Below are 17,079 nucleotides of genomic sequence, written 5' to 3' on the forward strand. Positions count from 1 at the left end.
TGGAAGCGGATGGACATAGCGGTTTCGCAATTTGCCCAGGACAAGATCGCGGCCGGCAACAGCGGCCTGCTGCTGATCGCGGACAATTACGATGCCTTCGCCGCGCGCGTGCTCGCGGCCCGGGGCGCGGTTCGCAGCCTCGACCTCATGTACTATCTTTGGCACGACGACCACACCGGGCGCGTGCTGATGCAGGAAGTGGTGCGGGCCGCCGAACGCGGCGTGCGCGTGCGCATCCTGCTCGACGACATCAACCCGCGCGGCAGCGACGCCGCCTATCTGGCACTCAACGCCCACCCCAACATCGAGCTGAAACTGTTCAACCCGAGCGGCATGCGAAACGGCAGCCTGCTTCGGGCCGCCGAAATGGTGTTCCGGCTGTTCGCCATGACGCGGCGCATGCACAACAAGGCCTGGATCGCCGACGGCACGCTCGCCATCGTCGGCGGCCGCAACATCGGCGATGCCTATTTCGACGCCGCCGAGACCAATTTCCGCGACCTCGACCTGCTGCTGGTCGGCCCGGCGGTCGAACAGACCGCGCGCATCTTCGAGTCGTTCTGGCAGTCGAGCGCGGCGTGGAGCATCGATGCGCTGCACTCGAAAAAGAGGCCGGCCGCCAAGGCGGGCTTCGTCACCCGCATCGACACCACCGCCGACGCGCAGCTTTTGCACGGCATCGGCGACCTGCATGCGATCGCGCGCTGCATCGCCACCGGCGACGGCTTCCACTGGACCGATACGGCGCGCGTCATTTCCGATCCGCCGGAAAAGGTGCGCGGCGAGAAAACCAGAAGCTGGCTGATGCGGGAACTGCTTCCCTTGATCCAGACGGCGCGCAAGGAACTTGAAATCGCCTCGCCCTACTTCATCCCGGGCCGGAAGGGCACCGCGATCCTGTCCGGCCTCGTCGCACGAGGCACCGAGGTGACGGCGCTGACCAATTCGCTGGCCGCCACCGACGTCGCCACCGTTCACGGCGCCTATGCGAATTACCGCAAGCGCCTGCTCAAGGCCGGCATCCGGCTGTTCGAGTTGCAGCCGTTCAGTCACCAGGCCAAGATTTCCGTGTTCGGTTCCAAGGGCGCCAGCCTGCACACCAAGGCGTTCACCGTGGACGGCAAGACCGGCTTCGTCGGCTCGTTCAACTTCGATCCGCGCTCGGTGTCGCTGAACGCCGAGATGGGCGTGCTGTTCCACGACGAGGCGCTGGTGGCCGAACTGCGCCGCCGCTTCGACCATGAAATCCTGCCGCAGACGAGCTATGCCGTCACCCTGCGTGACGGCAGGCTGGTGTGGACGGGGATCGACCAGGGGCAGATGCTGCAGTACACGCGCGAGCCGGAAGCCAGCCTGTCACGCCGTGCGCTTGCCCTGCTGGTGCGCCACCTGCCGATCGAATCCCAACTCTAGCCAGGACGTCTGGACCGTCAGGGTTTGGAGCGGGGTATAAGTGGAAATGCCCGGCTTCGGGTGCGTAACGGTAGGAGACAGGCGCTGTTCGCACGCAGTCCGTCATTCCGGGGCCGCGCAGCGGAACCCGGAACCCAGAGAGAGACGCTGCCGATCCGAGGCTAAACAAATAAGGCCGGCGCACTGGATTCCGGGTCCGCTGCGCGGCCCGGAATGACGCCAGCGAGTAAGGCCAGTCGCTTCCTATAGGGAATGTCCGAAACCGGAACAATTTTCGGGAAACGTGCTACTGGTTACAACCTCCCGAGGACGACGAGGATAAGGACGATGATGAGGAGGAGGCCGAGCCCGCCGCCGCCATAATAGCCGGTGCCGTAGAACGGGCCGCCGCCGATGCCGCTGAAGCCGCCCAGCAGCGCCAGGATCAGAATGATGATGAGAATGGTGCCTAAGCCCATCGGAGCCTCCTTCGATTGCCGCGCCACGCTCGGCGCCATTGGCTAGGGAAACGCCGCAATCGGCAATCCCGTTCCCTGCGCCGCTCGCAAGCCCGGAAAGCCCGCATCCGCCCGGGCGGATGCGACTAAAGGGTATGTTCGTAGATCGGCTCGATATCCATCGTGCTTTCGCCGCGGCTGAAGGCGATGGCCATGCGGAAGCTGTGGGCGATGCGCAATGCCCGGTCCATGAACAGCGAGGCGATCTCGGGCGGGCAAAGGTCGTTGACGGTGGCGCGAAACAGCGTCAGCCAGCGGCGGAAATGCTCTTCGCCGATCCCCGGTATGGCCAGGTGCGCCGGCATCGGCCGGCCGTCGTAGCGCCCGGTCCTGAGCAGCAGCGACGACCAGAAATCGCACATCTTGGCCAGATGGCGCGGCCACGCCTCGGGCGGAATGACGCTGTAGAAAATGGGGCCAAGCAGCTCGTCGGCGCGGATCTTGTCATAGAAGCCGTGGACCACGGCATGGACCAGGTCCTCGTCGAGCCTGTCCGGCAGGGGCACGCCGTCGATGACGATGGTGCTGGTCCGGGGTGTGTCGTTCATCGCCGCCTCATGCTCCTGCAAACCCGAGATGGGCCTTGGCTTCCTCGTTCATCAGTTCGGGCGTCCATGGCGGCTCGTAGGTCAGCTTGACCTCGACATAGTGGATGCCCGGCAGCGCCCACGCCGCCTGCTCCGCGGCTTCCTTGAGATAGCTGGTGGCCGGACAGCCGCGCGTCGTCGTCGTCATTTCGATACGAACGACGCCGTCTTCAACCTCTATCGCATAGACCAGCCCCAAATCGACGATATTCTCGCCGAGTTCCGGGTCGATGACCAGTCGCAGCGCCTGGCGGATGCCGGCGACGAACAGCGCCTTCCGCTCTTCCTCGATCATGAGGCCGGCTCCCCGCCGCCGCGGCGGATGACGGCGCGGTAATGGCCCTCCGGCTCGAAGCCGCCGCGCCAGACATGGCCGCGCGAACGCAACTCCTCGAACAGGAACACCGGCTCGCGCGGCAACAGCACCGCGATCGTCTGCCCGGGCGCCAGCGCCTCCACGCCCTCCAGCGTACGCACCATCGGCTCCGGCGGTTCGAGGTCGCGGTTGTCCATCTCGCTGACCGGCTCGGGCCACGCGGACCCTGTCCCCGGCCGGCCGCCCCCTTGCTGGCCGGCGGCTGAATTTACGGGCGGCTGGGCCGCCGCGCCCGTCGGCGCGAAGATCACTTCCCAGTCGCCCCCGCCGATCTCGCGGGCCGAGGATTCGAAGCCTCGCGCGCCCAGCGCATGAAACAGCGGTACCGGCTTGAAGGTCGCCAGAAGCCGCAGGCCCTGCCCCGGCGCCAGCTTGCCGACCGCCTCCATGATGACGCTGAACGGCTCGCCGCCTGATCGCAGGATGGGCCGGACATCGAGGTCGTAATGCGGAACGCTCATCGGAAACTCCCAGTCGATTATCGTGGCGCGGGCAGGAACAGCCGCGGCTGCGTCGTGCCGGCGGGCAAGCGCAGGCTGCCCTGGACATTGAACAGGCGCCGCGCCAGCACCAGTTCGACCACCAGCGCCAGCGTCGCGGCAAGGGTCGCCGCCGCCGCCAGCCGGAACAGGCCGGTCTGGCCCGCCAGCAAGGCACCGGTGCCGGCCAGCACGCCGGCGAAGTAAAGCAGGAACCAGACGCCGTCGCGCCGCTCGCTGACGAGGTCCTGAACGCGCGGCGTCGGCGTCTTGCCCATGACCGGACCGTAGCATTCCAGCCAGGTCAGGAAAGGCACGATCTTGTAGAGCTGCGACAGGCCGAGCCCGCTCAACCAGCCGAAGGCCACCAGGTAGAGGGCCGCCGGCGCCTGCCCGGCCAGGCTGCCCGTCAGCGCCAGGATCGCGATCAGCAGCGCCGACAGATAGAGCCCGGCAAACGCGCCGATGGCCGAGCGGCTGTTGAGCTCGATCTTGCGCCGCTTGCGGTTGCGGTAGAAAAAAACGAGGTCGGCGCCGTAAAAGACAATAGCGGCGACCACCGCCAGCCCGGCCAGGGGTGCTGCCACGCCCGGCCCGCCGAACGCGGCCTCGAACGGCGCCACGATCACCATCAGCACCATCGCCGCCACGCCGCACCACAGCACGGCATGGCCGGAAAGGCGCGCCTTGTCCGGCGAAAGCATGAACATCGGCAGCAGCCGGTAGCTGACGCCGACCGCCGTCAGCGTCAGCCAGCCGCCGAAGCCGGCGCTCACATGGGTCGGCAGCGCCGCCCCGCGCCAATCGATGCCGAAGGTGGCGAAACCGGAGAGTTGCAGGGCAAACAGCGCGCCGAGCAGGGCCGCCACCACCAGCGAGGCGAGCCCGGCGGTGACGAAGCGCGCCGGCAGCGGCAGGGGCCGCCCGGCCCACAGCGTCGCCCCCAAGACGCCGACCACCAGCGCGAAACCCGTCGGCAGCAGCACGCCGGCAGGCCCGAGCGGCGACAGGGGCGGATCGATGACGCCGGCCAGTTGCAGGAAGCCGCACAGCAGGCAGACAAGGCCCGCCAGCAGCACGATCAGCGCCGGCAGCACCAGCCGCGCGCCGAGGAGCGGGCGCGCCACCAGCACCGGCACGAACTGGAACAAGGCCCCGCACATCAGCAGGCTGAGCCAGCCGATGGTGACCATATGGACGAGGAGCAGGCTTTCGGGCGCCTCGACGGGATCGGCGGGGAAGCCGTAGCCGGCGACCATCAGCCCCTGCGCCGCAACCAGGAACAGGAGCGCTGCGGCGAAATAAGCCATCGTCCAGCGGGAAAGCGCTGCCCCCATCATGGCCGCTGGCCCCGCTGCCGACCCTGCTGGATTTCCGGTGATTGCTGCGGGCCGCACATGCCGATCATGCCCTTCAAGTCCGTTTCAGGACCCGACCCTAGCCATGGTTGGCCGGGCCGTGTTTGCGAAAGCGCAAACTGGCGGCGTCCTTTCGGCAAAACAGCCGGCGGTGAATGTCTCGCGCAGAATGCTTGCGCCCCGCGAAGCCTGTTCTTATATACGCCGCAAGCCGTTCAGCACCGGAAACGGATCCGGTTGCCGGAACGGAAATTTTCTTGTGAACAGGGGTCTTCCACGGAACGCCTTATGGGTCCGGAAGGCCTGCTTAGTGGAGAGAACAGATATGGCAAAAGTAATCGGCATCGACCTCGGCACGACCAACTCCTGCATCGCCATCATGGACGGCAAGGAGCCCAAGGTCATTGAGAACGCGGAAGGCGCGCGCACGACCCCTTCGATCGTCGCCATCACCAGCGACGGCGAGCGTCTGGTCGGCCAGCCTGCCAAGCGCCAGGCGGTGACCAATCCTGAAAACACCATTTTTGCGGTCAAGCGCCTGATTGGCCGCCGCTTCGACGACCCGGTGACGTCCAAGGACAAGGACCTGGTCCCCTACAAGATCGTCAAGGGCGACAATGGCGACGCCTGGGTGGAAGCCGGCGGCAAGAAGCAGTCGCCCTCCCAGATTTCGGCGATGATCCTGCAGAAGATGAAGGAAACGGCGGAAGCCTATCTCGGCGAGACGGTCGAGAAGGCGGTCATCACCGTTCCGGCCTATTTCAACGACGCCCAGCGCCAGGCCACCAAGGACGCCGGCAAGATCGCCGGTCTCGAGGTGCTGCGCATCATCAACGAGCCGACGGCCGCCGCGCTCGCCTACGGCCTCGACAAGAAGGACGGCAAGACCATCGCCGTCTATGACCTCGGCGGCGGCACCTTCGATATCTCGGTCCTGGAGATCGGCGACGGCGTGTTCGAGGTGAAGTCGACCAACGGCGACACCTTCCTCGGCGGCGAGGACTTCGACATGCGGCTGGTCGAATACCTGGCGGCCGAGTTCAAGAAGGAACAGGGCATCGACCTCAAGAACGACAAGCTCGCCCTGCAGCGCCTCAAGGAGGCGGCCGAAAAGGCCAAGATCGAGCTGTCGTCCTCCGCGCAGACCGAAATCAACCTGCCCTTCATCACCGCTGACGCCACCGGGCCGAAGCACCTGACGATGAAGCTTACCCGCGCCAAGTTCGAAAGCCTGGTCGAAGACCTCGTCCAGCGCACCATCGAGCCGTGCAAGGCGGCGCTGAAGGATGCCGGCCTGAAGGCGGGCGAGATCGACGAGGTGGTTTTGGTCGGCGGCATGACCCGCATGCCCAAGGTCCAGGAAGTGGTGAAGCAGTTCTTCGGCAAGGACCCGCACAAGGGCGTCAACCCGGATGAGGTCGTCGCCATGGGCGCCGCCATCCAGGCCGGCGTGCTGCAGGGCGACGTCAAGGACGTGCTGCTCCTCGACGTGACGCCGCTGTCGCTCGGCATCGAGACACTGGGCGGCGTGTTCACCCGCCTGATCGAGCGCAACACGACGATCCCGACCAAGAAGAGCCAGGTGTTCTCCACCGCCGAAGACAGCCAGTCGGCCGTGACCATCCGTGTCTTCCAGGGCGAACGCGAAATGGCCGCCGACAACAAGGCGCTCGGCCAGTTCGACCTCGTCGGCATTCCGCCGGCCCCGCGCGGCGTGCCTCAGATCGAGGTCACCTTCGACATCGACGCCAACGGCATCGTCAACGTCTCGGCCAAGGACAAGGGCACCGGCAAGGAGCACCAGATCCGCATCCAGGCTTCCGGCGGCCTTTCCGACGCCGACATCGAGAAGATGGTGAAGGACGCCGAGGCCAATGCCGAGGCCGACAAGCAGCGCAAGGCGCTGGTCGAGGCCCGCAACCAGGCAGAAGCGCTGGCGCACTCGTCCGAGAAGTCGCTGAAGGAATATGGCGAGAAGGTTTCCGAGGATGACCGCAAGGCCATCGAGGAAGCGATTGCCGCCCTGAAGACGGCTGCCGAAGGCGACGACGTGGCTGCGATCGAGGCCAAGAGCCAGACGCTGGCAGAAGTCTCGATGAAGCTCGGCCAGGCCATGTACGAGGCCAGCCAGAAGGAAGCGGCCGAAGCCGACGCCAAGGCGGACGCGGCCAAGGATGGCGATGTCGTCGATGCCGATTTCGAAGAAATCGACGATGACGACGACAAGAAGAAGTCGGCCTGAACCTTACGGCACTCCTGAAAAGCCCGGTCTCGGCCGGGCTTTTTTACAGGTGGCCACGCAAAAATCGCAATGAACCCGATGCCTGCACTGGTATCCGGTTCGGGAAACACCTAAATCTTCTCATTGCTGCCGTCGTTGTCACGAAGGCAGCCGAGGGGACTGAAGACCTGGTCACACCGGGCATTGGGACAAGATGAAGGCGGATTTCTACGAGACCCTTGGCGTTGAGCGCTCGGCCGACGAAAAACAGCTCAAGAGCGCTTTCCGCAAGCTGGCCATGCAGTTCCACCCGGATCGCAACCCAGGCGACCAGGCCTGCGAGCACAAGTTCAAGGAAATCAACGAGGCCTATGAGTGCCTCAAGGACCCGCAGAAGCGCGCCGCCTATGACCGCTTCGGCCACGCCGCGTTCGAAAACGGCGGCATGAACGGTGGCGGCGGCCACGGCTTCGGGGCCGGCGGCTTCGCCGACATCTTCGAGGACATCTTCGGCGACATGATGGGCGGCAGGCGCCGCTCCTCGGGCGGGCGCGAGCGCGGTGCCGACCTGCGCTACAACATGGAAATCTCGCTGGAGGAAGCCTTTACCGGCAAGACGGCGCAAATCCGCGTGCCCGCCTCCATCGCCTGCACCGAATGCTCGGGCAGCGGCGCCAAGCCCGGCACCCAGCCGGTCACCTGCTCGATGTGCAACGGCCACGGCAAGGTGCGCGCGAGCCAGGGCTTCTTCTCCATCGAGCGTACCTGCCCGCAGTGCCAGGGCCGCGGCCAGACCATCAAGGACCCGTGTCCGAAATGCGCCGGCCAGGGCCGCGTCGTCGAGGAACGGTCGCTGTCGGTCAACATCCCGGCCGGCATCGAGGACGGCACCCGCATCCGCCTTGCCGGCGAGGGCGAGGCCGGCCAGCGCGGCGGCCCGGCCGGCGACCTCTACATCTTCCTCGCGGTGAAGCCGCACGAGTTCTTCCAGCGCGACGGCGCCGACCTCTATTGCAAGGTACCGATCTCCATGACCACGGCCGCGCTCGGCGGCCAGTTCGAGGTGACGACGCTGGACGGCACGCAAACCCGCGTAAAGGTGCCCGAAGGCACCCAGAACGGCCGCCAGTTCCGCCTCAAGGGCAAGGGCATGCCGGTGCTGCGCCAGCCCAATGTCGGCGACCTTTACATCCAGACCGCCGTCGAGACGCCGCAGAACCTGTCGCGGCGCCAGCGCGAATTGCTGGAGGAGTTCGAGCAGCTTTCCTCCAAGGAGAATTCACCGCAATCGAGCGGCTTTTTCTCGCGGATGAAGGACTTCTTCGAATCTTTCGGCGAAAACTGAAAACGGCAAAAACTGTTTTGCCAGCGACATTTTCGTGCGATTCTGTCTTGCGGTCCGACGCGTAGCTGATACGTAGCGTGCGGGGGATCAGGGAGACTCTGCATGATACGTGGTTCGCAACTGCGCAAGGCCCTTACCCAGAAGTTCGATGAGGAACTGAAGTTCTTCAAGGGCTGGATGGACAAGCCGAAAGCCGTCGGCGCCATCGCCCCCACCAGTTCCATCACCTCGCGGCGCATGGCGTCCATCGTCGATCCGTCGTCCGGCCTGCCGGTTCTGGAAACGGGGCCTGGAACCGGCGTCATCACCAAGGCGATCCTTGCCCGAGGCATCGCGCCGCAGAACCTCTATTCCATCGAATACTCGCCCAATTTCGTGCGCCATCTGCACCGGCTCTATCCGGAGGTGAACGTGATCGAGGGCGACGCCTTCAACCTCACCGAGACGCTCGGCGACAAGCGCGACATGGTCTTCGACTGCGTCGTCTCGGCCGTGCCGCTGCTCAATTTCCCGATCAAGCGCCGCGTCGCCTATCTGGAGGATTTGCTGGGCCGCATTCCGGCCGGGCGCCCGGTGATGCAGATCACCTACGGCCCGCTTTCGCCGATCCCGGCCGGCAAGGGCGACTACACGGTCAAGCACTTCGATTTCATCATGCGCAACATCCCGCCGGCGCATCTGTGGATTTATCGGCGACCCGCGCATTGATTTGCCGGGTACATGGCCTATAGCTGCGCCTCGACAAGGGAGCACAGCCGATCTCATGCCACGCATACTCGTCTTTGCCGGTTCGATCCGCACCGGCGCCTATAGCGGCCGGACCGCCGACGCCGCGCAGCGGGAACTGGCCCTGCAGGGCGCGGAAGTGACGCGCCTTTCGCTGGCCGACTACCCGATGCCGATCCTCGACCAGGACCTGGAAAAGGAAAGCGGCATTCCGGAAAACGCCCTGAAGCTGGCGCGCCAGTTCGCCGCGCATGACGGGCTTCTCATCGCCACGCCCGAATATAACGGCTCCATCCCGCCGCTGCTCAAGAACGCCATCGACTGGGTGAGCCGCGTTCGGCAGGACGGTGGGCACCCGTTCCAGCCCATGACCGGCAAGCCGGTGGCGCTGTGTTCGTCCTCCGCCGGCCGCTTCGCCGGCATCCGTTGCATCGCCCATCTGCGCACGGTGCTGGTGCGCTGCCGGATGGACGTCATTACGCCGGAATGCTCGGTGCCGAGCGGCTCGGAAGCGTTCACCGAGATGGGCGAACTGAAGGACGAGAGCCTGCGCCGGTCGATGGAAACCGTCGCCGCCGCCCTGATCGAACGCGCCCGGCTGCTGTCCACGAGGATCGAACCATGACCACCCATGACGCCCTGCGCGACCGGCTGATCGTCGGCCTCGACGTGCCCACCGTCGCGGAGGCGCAAAAGGCGGTACGGGAACTCGGCGACAGCGTTTCCTTCTACAAGGTCGGCTACCAGCTCGTGTTCGCCGGCGGCCTGGAGTTCGCCCGCGACCTGGCGGCGGAGGGCAAGAAAGTCTTCCTCGACATGAAGCTGCTCGACATCGACAACACCGTCGCCAAGGGCGTCGAGAACGTCGCGCGCATGGGCATGACGATGCTGACCCTGCATGCCTATCCGAAGGCGATGCGGGCGGCGGTGGAAGCGGCGCGGGGCAGCGGGCTCTGCCTGCTCGGCGTCACCGTGCTGACCTCCATGGACGCCGCCGACCTCGCCGAAGCCGGCTACGCGGACGACCCGCAAACGCTGGTCGCTAGGCGCGCCAGGCAGGCGCGGGAGGCCGGCATGGGCGGCATCGTCTGTTCGGCCGCGGAAGCGAAGGCGGTGCGCGAGATCGTCGGGCCGGACATGGCGGTGGTCACGCCCGGCATCCGCCCGGCCGGAGCCGACCATGGGGACCAGAAGCGAGTGGTCACGCCCGCGGACGCCATCCGCAACGGCTCCAGCCACCTCGTCGTCGGCCGCCCCATCGTCGGCGCGGTTGACAGGCAGGGGGCGGCGAGGGCTATTCTGGCCGAGATGGGCGCCGCCTGACGGGCGCCGTCACGGAGGAAGAAAGAATGCCCAAGGGATACTGGATCGCCCGGGTCGATATCCGCGATCCGGAGCGTTACAAGGATTATGTCGCAACCGCCAAGCCGGCCTTCGAGCGTTTCGGCGCGAAATTTTTGGCGCGCGGTGGCGCCCATGACATCGTCGAAGGCCCCGGCCGCGCCCGCAACGTGGTCATCGAGTTCGAGTCGCTCGCCGCCGCCAGGGACTGCTACAACTCCCCCGAATATCAGGCCGCCAAGAAAATCCGCCAAAGCGTCGCCGACGGCGAGATCGTACTGGTCGAAGGGCCCTGAGCGACCGTCCTCTACGGGCCGTCAATCAAGAAATATCCGCTGTCGCCGTGGGTTTCCTACCCCCACCCCCGCCCCTCCCCACAAGGGGGAGGGAGACTTGACGGCGTGCTCTTCGACCTCCCCTCCCCTTGTGGGGAGGGGAGGGGGTGGGGGTACTGACGTTCGCTCCCTACGCGGCCTTCTTCTCCATCTTCCTATAAGGATCGAAGCGTTCGTAGAACGTCTCGCCCTTTTCGGCCATGTCGAGAAGCAGCTTCGGCGGCTTGAACTCGGCGCCGTATTTCTTCTGCAACCGCCTGGCCAAGGCCACGAACGGCTTCGCGCCGATGCCGTCGATGTAGGACAGCGTGCCGCCGGTATAGGGCGCGAAGCCGAAGGCGAGGATGGAGCCGACATCCGCCTCGCGCGGATCGGTGACGATCTTTTCTTCCATCACCCGCGCCGCCTCCAGCGCGATCACCGCCAGAAGGCGCTGCTTCAGTTCCTCGAAGTCGACGTCTTCCGGCTTCTTTTGCGGATAAAGCTCCTTCAACCCCGGCCAAAGCGATTTTTTCGCGGGCTTGGCCGGATAGTCGTAAAAACCCTTGCCGTTCTTGCGGCCCTTGCGGTCGAACTTGTCGACCAGCGTGTCGATCAGTTCCATCTGTTCCGGGTCGACCGCCTTTTCGCCCAGGTCGCGCACCGTCTGGTGCATGATCTTCTGCGCAAGATCGACGGCCGTCTCGTCGGTCAGCGCCAGCGGCCCGACCGGCATGCCGGCGGCGCGCGCGGCGTTCTCGATCATCGGCGCCGGCACGCCCTCGATCAGCATCTTGTAGGCTTCCGACATGTAGCGCAGCACGCAGCGATTGACGTAGAAGCCGCGCGTGTCGTTGACGACCACCGGCGTCTTGCGGATGGCGCGCGCATAGTCGATGGCCGTCGCCAGCGCCTTGTCGCCGGTCTTCCTGCCCAGGATGATCTCGACCAGCATCATCTTGTCGACCGGCGAGAAGAAGTGGATGCCGATGAAATTCTTCGGCCGCGCCGAATTCTTCGCCAGCGCCGTGATGGGAATCGCCGAGGTGTTGGAGGCAAGGACAGCGGAAGCTTTCAGAATGGCCTCCGCCTGTTCGGTCGCTGCCTTCTTGACCGCCGAATCCTCGAACACGGCCTCGATGACGAGATCGCAGCCGTCGAGGTCGGCATAGGCGTCGGTCGGCGTGATCAGCGACAGCAGTCTTTCCTTGTCCTGCGGGGTGGCCCGGCCCTTCCTGATCTGGCCGTCCATCAGTTCGGCGGAATGCGCCTTGCCCTTCTCGGCCGATGGCACGTCGCGGTCGAGCAGCACGACCGGGATGCCGGCCCTGGCCGTGACATAGGCGATGCCCGCCCCCATGAAGCCGGCGCCGAGCACGCCGATCTTCCTGAACTCCGTTTCCGGTACGCCCTCCGGCCGGCGCGCGCCCTTGTTCAGTTCCTGCAGCGAAATGAACAACGAGCGGATCATGGCGGCCGCCTCGCGGCTCTGCATGATCTCGGTGAAATAGCGCAGCTCGATCCGGAGCGCGGTGTCGAACGGCACCAGCAGCCCCTCATAGACGCATTTCAGGATCGCGGCCGCTGCCGGATAGTTGCCATAAGTCTCGCGGCGCAGGATGGCGATGGCCGGCGGCCACAGATTGGCGCCCGCCATCGAATAAACCGGCCCGCCCGGCAGCTTGAAGCCCTTTTCGTCCCAGGGCTGGACCGGCTTGAGGCCCCCCCTTATCAGCGCCTTGGCCGCCTCGACCAGGGCGTCCGGCGCGGCGATCTCGGTGACCAGCCCCATCGCCTTGGCCTTCTTCGGCGTCAGCGTCTGGCCGGAAGTCAGCATCTGCAGCGCCTGCTGCTGGTCGGTCAGGCGCGGCACGCGCTGGGTGCCGCCGGCGCCCGGGAAAATGCCGATCTTCACTTCCGGCAGCGCCATCTTCACGGCATCGCTGTCGGCGGCGACGCGGGCGTGGCAGGCAAGCGACAGTTCGAAGGCCCCGCCCAAACAGGTGCCGTTGATGGCCGAGACCCAAGGCTTGCCGCAGGTTTCCAGCTTGCGGAACAGGCCGCTCATGAAACCGGCCGTCTCGAACAGCTTCTGCGTCGCCTTTTCGACGCCGGCGGCCTTTTCGACGGCAAAGGTTTTCAGCATCTTCTGCAGCATCGCGATATCGGCGCCGCCGGAGAAGGTGTCCTTGCCGGAGGCGATGACGGCTCCCTTGATCGCCGCCTCAGCCGCCACGCGGTCGACGATGGCATCCAGCTCGCGCATCACCTCCTCGGTGAACACGTTCATCGACCGGTCGGGCATGTCCCAGACGACCAGCGCGATGCCGTCGGCGTCGGTTTCCAGGGTGAAGTTCTTGTAGTCAGCCATTGGAGTTCTCCTCCTTGAAATTCGGTAACGTCAGCGTGTGGGCGCGACGGGGAAACTGCGTTCCTCTCCCCGTAAACGGGGAGAGGATGCCGGCAGGCAGGTGAGGGGCGGCGCGAACCTTGGAACGCCGGCTCTGCCCCTCATCCGGCCCTTCGGGCCACCTTCTCCCCGTGAACGGGGAGAAGGAAGAAGGGCGCTACACCCGCTCGATGATCGTCGCGGTGCCCATGCCGGCGCCGATGCACAAGGTCACCAGCGCGGTGTTGAGGTCGCGCCGCTCCAGTTCGTCCAGCACCGTGCCGAAGATCATCGCCCCGGTCGCGCCGAGCGGATGGCCCATGGCGATGGCGCCGCCATTGACGTTGATCCTGTCATGCGAAATGTCGAACGCCTGCATATAACGCAGCACGACGGCGGCGAACGCCTCGTTCAGCTCGAACAGGTCGATGTCGGACAGCTTCATCCTGGCGCGCTTCAGGAGCTTTTCCGTCACGTCGACCGGGCCGGTCAGCATCAGCACCGGCTCCGAGCCGATATTGGCGAAGGCCTTTACGCGCGCGCGCGGCTTCACGCCAAGCATCTTGCCGGCCTTCTTCGAGCCGAGCAGCACGGCGGCCGCGCCATCGACGATGCCGGAGGAATTGCCGGCGTGATGAACGTGGTTCACCGCCTCGATCTCCGGGTGCTTCTGCACCGCCACCGCGTCGAAACCGCCCATCTCGCCGGGCATGACGAAGGACGGGTTGAGGGCCGCCAGCGCCTGCATGTCGGTGCCGGGGCGCATGTGCTCGTCATGGTCGAGGATGGTGAGCCCGTTCTGGTCCTTGACCGGAATGACCGACTTCCTGAAGAAACCCTTTTCCCAGGCGTGCGCCGCGCGCTTCTGGCTTTCCACCGCATAGGCGTCGACGTCGTCGCGGGAGAAGCCGTATTTGGTGGCGATGAGGTCGGCCGAGATGCCTTGCGGCACGAACCACGCCGGCAGGCCGACCGATGGGTCCATGAACCAGGCGCCGCCCGACATGCCCATGCCGACGCGGCTCATCGATTCGACCCCGCCGGCAATGACGATGTCGTCGGCGCCCTGCACGATCTTGGCGGCGGCCAGGTTGATGGAATCGAGGCCGGAGGCGCAGAAGCGCGAGATCTGCATGCCCGGCGCCTTGTCGTCGTAGCCGGCCTCGAAGGCGGCGGCGCGCGGAATGACCGAGCCCGCCTCGCCGACCGGATCGACGCAGCCGAAGATGATGTCGTCCACCGTCGAGGTGTCGAGCCCGTTGCGGTCGCGGACGGCTTCCAGCGTCCTTGCCGCCAGCCGCACCGCCGGCACCTCGTGCAGCGCGCCGTCCTTCTTGCCGCGCCCGCGCGGGGTGCGCACGGCATCATAGACATAAGCTTCGGCCATTTTCTTCTCCTCGCTCAGCAGTCGCGCCGCAGGCACGCGCGACCGCCAATTTCATTCCAGGTCGCGACACCGCTCGCCGGCTGTCAGAACGCCTCGGCCGGCAAGGCCATCATCGTATCGGCGCCGCTCGACAGGCGCGCCAGCCGCAGCCCCGTCTCCGGCAAGAGGCGCTCCATGAAGAAGCGCGCGGTGACCAGCTTGTTGTCGTAGAACTCCGTGCCGGCCTGCGCCAGCGCCACCTTGACCATGCGCCCCCACATATAGCCGAGCGCCACCAGCCCGAAGAGATGCAGGTAGTCGCTGGCGGCGGCGCCCGCATTGTCGGGCTTGGCCACCGCGTTCTGCATCAGCCATAGCGTCGCGGCCTGAAGGTCGTTCAGCCCGTTCTTCAGCGCCTTGGTGAAAGGCGCCATCTTTTCATCGGAACGGTTTTCCTCGCAGAAATCGCCGACTTCCCTGAAGAAGGCCTGCACGGCGCGGCCGCCGTTCTGCGCCAGCTTACGGCCGACGAGATCGAGCGCCTGGATGCCGTTCGTCCCTTCGTAGATCATGGCGATGCGGGCATCGCGCACGAACTGGCTCATGCCGTTTTCCTCGATATAGCCATGGCCGCCGAACACCTGCTGCGCCATCACCGCGTGGTCGAAGCCGCGATCGGTCAGCACGCCCTTGACCACCGGCGTCAACAGGCCGAGCAGGTCGTCGGCGGTCTGGCGGGCCTGTACATCGTCGGCGCGGTGGGCGATATCCGACTGCAGCGCCGTCCACAGAAGCAGCGCCCGACCCGCCTCGTTGAAGGCCTTCATGGTCATCAGCGCGCGGCGGATGTCGGGATGGACGATGATCGGATCGGCCTTGCTATCCTGGTTCTTCGGCCCGCCCAGCGAGCGGCCCTGCAAGCGCTCCTTCGCATAGGCGGCCGCGTTCTGATACGCGACCTCCGAGATCGACTGGCCTTGCAGGCCGACGCCGAGCCGCGCCTCGTTCATCATCACGAACATGGCCTTCAGCCCGCCGTTTTCCTCGCCGAGCAGCACGCCCTCGGCCTCGTCGTAGTTCATGACGCAGGTGGCGTTGCCGTGGATGCCCATCTTCTCCTCGATGGAGCCGCACGAGACCGCGTTGCGCCCGCCGGGGTTGCCGTCCTTGTCGAGCTTGAACTTCGGCACGATGAACAGCGAAATGCCTCTCGTGCCTTCCGGCGCGCCCTCGATGCGGGCCAAGACCAGATGGACGATGTTTTCGGCCATGTCGTGCTCGCCGGCCGAGATGAAGATCTTTTGCCCCGACAGTTTGTAGACGCCGTTGCCGGCCGGGACCGCCCTGGTACGCAGCAGGCCGAGATCGGTGCCGCAATGCGGCTCGGTCAGGTTCATGGTGCCGGTCCACGAGCCGTCGACCATCTTCGGCAGGAAGGTCGCCTTCTGCGCGTCGCTGCCGTGGGCGATGAGGGCGGCGATCGCGCCCTGGGTCAGGCCCGCATACATCATCAGCGCCATATTGGCGGAGGAGAAATACTCCCCGGCCGCCGTATGCACCGCATAGGGCAGGCCCTGCCCGCCATGCTCGGCGGGAACGGCCAGCCCCATCCAACCGCCTTCGCGGTACTTGTCGAAGGCCTGCCTGAATCCTGTCGGCGTCGCCACGGAGCCGTCGTCATGGCGCACGCAGCCTTCGGTATCGCCGACACGGTTAAGCGGCAGCATATCGTTTTCGGCCAGCTTCGCGCCTTCGGCGAGAATCGCTTCCAGCACATCCGGCGACGCATCCGAAAAGCCCGGCAGGTTGGAGTAGCGCGAAAAACCCAGCACTTCGTCGAGCACGAACAGCGTATCCCGAACCGGCGCGGTGTAGATCGGCATGTGCTTGCTCCTGCTCGTTGCGACAGGCACCGTGAACGCCCATGCCCTGCCTGTCGAGGTCAAACTAGTAAATATTGACGTTTACGTAAACATCAATATTTCTCAACCAAACGACGCGACCTGCCTGCATCGAGCTTGCGACCAGACAAGCCTTCCAAGCCGGAAAACAGGCTAGCCGGCGGTGCGGTTCTTGTCGCCAGCCTGCTCTGCGAGCTGGGTGCGGACCACGTCCATCATGGTGTCGAGTTCCGCGATCGCTTCGTCGATCGCCATGCGCTGCTTTTGCAGCCGCACGCGCTGTTTTTCCGACTTCTCGAGCGTGAGCCGCAGTTGCTTCGTGTTCGAACCGGTCGGGTCGTAGAGATCGATCATCTGCTTGACGTCGCGCAGCGAGAACCCGACCCGGCGGCCGAGAAGGATCAGCTTCAGCCGCGCCTTGTCGCGGCGCGTGTAGAGCCGCGTCGCCCCTTCGCGCCGCGGCTGCAACAGGCCCTTGTCCTCATAGAAGCGAAGCGCGCGCAGCGTCACGCCGAAGGTCTTGGCCATGTCGCCGATACGGGTGAGATCGTCTTCCGCCTCGCCCGGCACGGCTTCCCCACCGGCTGCCCGGCCATCCGTTCCCATTTCCATCGGCATCACTCCCCGCCGTCACTCCCCGCCGTCACGACACGGACGAGACCGCATGCCCTTACGGAGCCGTTCGGGCGCCCGGCTTCCGGATCGTAGTTTCGACAAATCGTACAACGCTCGCCAAGCCATCTTACGTTTACGTAAAAGATATACG

Annotated in this window: 16 protein-coding genes; 7 read left to right on the top strand and 9 right to left on the bottom strand. The window is 65.6% G+C overall.

What is annotated here, in order from left to right; all coding sequences use genetic code 11:
- The first annotated feature begins 9 nt into the window (after positions 1 to 9).
- On the top strand, positions 10 to 1,413 hold the full coding sequence (locus tag ACFOHJ_RS07275) for a phospholipase D family protein (protein ID WP_378219822.1): 1,404 nt from the start codon (positions 10 to 12) through the stop codon (positions 1,411 to 1,413).
- Positions 1,414 to 1,706: 293 nt separating this feature from the next.
- Here the strand turns inward: ACFOHJ_RS07275 and ACFOHJ_RS07280 are convergent, their stop codons facing one another.
- The 5 genes from ACFOHJ_RS07280 to ACFOHJ_RS07300 form a co-directional block, all read right to left on the bottom strand.
- Positions 1,707 to 1,871 carry a DUF3309 family protein gene (locus tag ACFOHJ_RS07280; protein ID WP_378219823.1) on the bottom strand — a complete coding sequence of 55 codons (165 nt, stop codon included), beginning with the start codon at positions 1,869 to 1,871 and terminating at the stop codon, positions 1,707 to 1,709.
- A gap of 125 nt (positions 1,872 to 1,996) precedes the next feature.
- Positions 1,997 to 2,458: a group III truncated hemoglobin gene (locus tag ACFOHJ_RS07285; protein WP_378219824.1), complete on the bottom strand. Its 462-nt coding sequence runs from the start codon at positions 2,456 to 2,458 to the stop codon at positions 1,997 to 1,999.
- A gap of 7 nt (positions 2,459 to 2,465) precedes the next feature.
- On the bottom strand, positions 2,466 to 2,789 hold the full coding sequence (locus ACFOHJ_RS07290) for a metal-sulfur cluster assembly factor (RefSeq protein ID WP_378219934.1): 324 nt from the start codon (positions 2,787 to 2,789) through the stop codon (positions 2,466 to 2,468).
- Positions 2,789 to 3,334: a DUF2249 domain-containing protein gene (locus tag ACFOHJ_RS07295; RefSeq protein ID WP_378219825.1), complete on the bottom strand. Its 546-nt coding sequence runs from the start codon at positions 3,332 to 3,334 to the stop codon at positions 2,789 to 2,791. Before ACFOHJ_RS07295 ends, ACFOHJ_RS07290 begins: the two co-directional genes overlap by 1 nt.
- 17 nt (positions 3,335 to 3,351) lie before the next feature.
- Entirely contained in the window at positions 3,352 to 4,692 is a 1,341-nt protein-coding gene (locus ACFOHJ_RS07300) for a hypothetical protein (protein ID WP_378219826.1), read from the bottom strand.
- Between the two features lie 343 nt (positions 4,693 to 5,035).
- On the opposite strand from ACFOHJ_RS07300, the gene dnaK reads away from it, so the two are divergent.
- The 6 genes from dnaK to ACFOHJ_RS07330 all read left to right on the top strand — a co-directional run bounded on the left by dnaK (position 5,036) and on the right by ACFOHJ_RS07330 (position 10,639).
- Positions 5,036 to 6,952: a molecular chaperone DnaK gene (dnaK, locus tag ACFOHJ_RS07305; RefSeq protein ID WP_378219827.1), complete on the top strand. Its 1,917-nt coding sequence runs from the start codon at positions 5,036 to 5,038 to the stop codon at positions 6,950 to 6,952.
- A 193-nt stretch (positions 6,953 to 7,145) separates the two neighbouring features.
- Complete coding sequence (dnaJ, locus tag ACFOHJ_RS07310; protein ID WP_378219828.1) at positions 7,146 to 8,276, top strand: molecular chaperone DnaJ; 1,131 nt, start codon at positions 7,146 to 7,148, stop codon at positions 8,274 to 8,276.
- Between the two features lie 102 nt (positions 8,277 to 8,378).
- A complete protein-coding gene (gene pmtA / locus ACFOHJ_RS07315) occupies positions 8,379 to 8,984 on the top strand; it encodes a phospholipid N-methyltransferase PmtA (RefSeq protein WP_378219829.1) in 606 nt (201 codons plus the stop codon).
- 55 nt (positions 8,985 to 9,039) lie between these two features.
- Positions 9,040 to 9,627: an NADPH-dependent FMN reductase gene (locus tag ACFOHJ_RS07320; RefSeq protein WP_378219830.1), complete on the top strand. Its 588-nt coding sequence runs from the start codon at positions 9,040 to 9,042 to the stop codon at positions 9,625 to 9,627.
- Positions 9,624 to 10,325, top strand: coding sequence for an orotidine-5'-phosphate decarboxylase (gene pyrF, locus ACFOHJ_RS07325; RefSeq protein ID WP_378219831.1), 702 nt, complete (start codon positions 9,624 to 9,626; stop codon positions 10,323 to 10,325). Before ACFOHJ_RS07320 ends, pyrF begins: the two co-directional genes overlap by 4 nt.
- Before the next feature lie 26 nt (positions 10,326 to 10,351).
- Positions 10,352 to 10,639 carry a DUF1330 domain-containing protein gene (locus tag ACFOHJ_RS07330; RefSeq protein ID WP_378219832.1) on the top strand — a complete coding sequence of 96 codons (288 nt, stop codon included), beginning with the start codon at positions 10,352 to 10,354 and terminating at the stop codon, positions 10,637 to 10,639.
- A 169-nt stretch (positions 10,640 to 10,808) separates the two neighbouring features.
- Here ACFOHJ_RS07330 and ACFOHJ_RS07335 read toward each other — a convergent pair whose 3' ends face one another.
- The 4 genes from ACFOHJ_RS07335 to ACFOHJ_RS07350 form a co-directional block, all read right to left on the bottom strand.
- Positions 10,809 to 13,028 carry a 3-hydroxyacyl-CoA dehydrogenase NAD-binding domain-containing protein gene (locus ACFOHJ_RS07335; RefSeq protein ID WP_378219833.1) on the bottom strand — a complete coding sequence of 740 codons (2,220 nt, stop codon included), beginning with the start codon at positions 13,026 to 13,028 and terminating at the stop codon, positions 10,809 to 10,811.
- Positions 13,029 to 13,224: 196 nt separating this feature from the next.
- Positions 13,225 to 14,433 carry an acetyl-CoA C-acetyltransferase gene (locus ACFOHJ_RS07340; protein WP_378219834.1) on the bottom strand — a complete coding sequence of 403 codons (1,209 nt, stop codon included), beginning with the start codon at positions 14,431 to 14,433 and terminating at the stop codon, positions 13,225 to 13,227.
- An 83-nt stretch (positions 14,434 to 14,516) separates the two neighbouring features.
- The gene (locus tag ACFOHJ_RS07345; protein ID WP_378219835.1) at positions 14,517 to 16,295 is read right to left on the bottom strand and encodes an acyl-CoA dehydrogenase; all 1,779 of its coding nucleotides are present in this window, start codon (positions 16,293 to 16,295) and stop codon (positions 14,517 to 14,519) included.
- Between the two features lie 171 nt (positions 16,296 to 16,466).
- Positions 16,467 to 16,925 carry a MerR family transcriptional regulator gene (locus tag ACFOHJ_RS07350; RefSeq protein ID WP_378219836.1) on the bottom strand — a complete coding sequence of 153 codons (459 nt, stop codon included), beginning with the start codon at positions 16,923 to 16,925 and terminating at the stop codon, positions 16,467 to 16,469.
- Positions 16,926 to 17,079 lie beyond the last annotated feature (154 nt).

This window comes from Aquamicrobium soli, assembly GCF_042646345.1.
Taxonomy (GTDB): Bacteria; Pseudomonadota; Alphaproteobacteria; order Rhizobiales; family Rhizobiaceae; genus Mesorhizobium; species Mesorhizobium soli_A.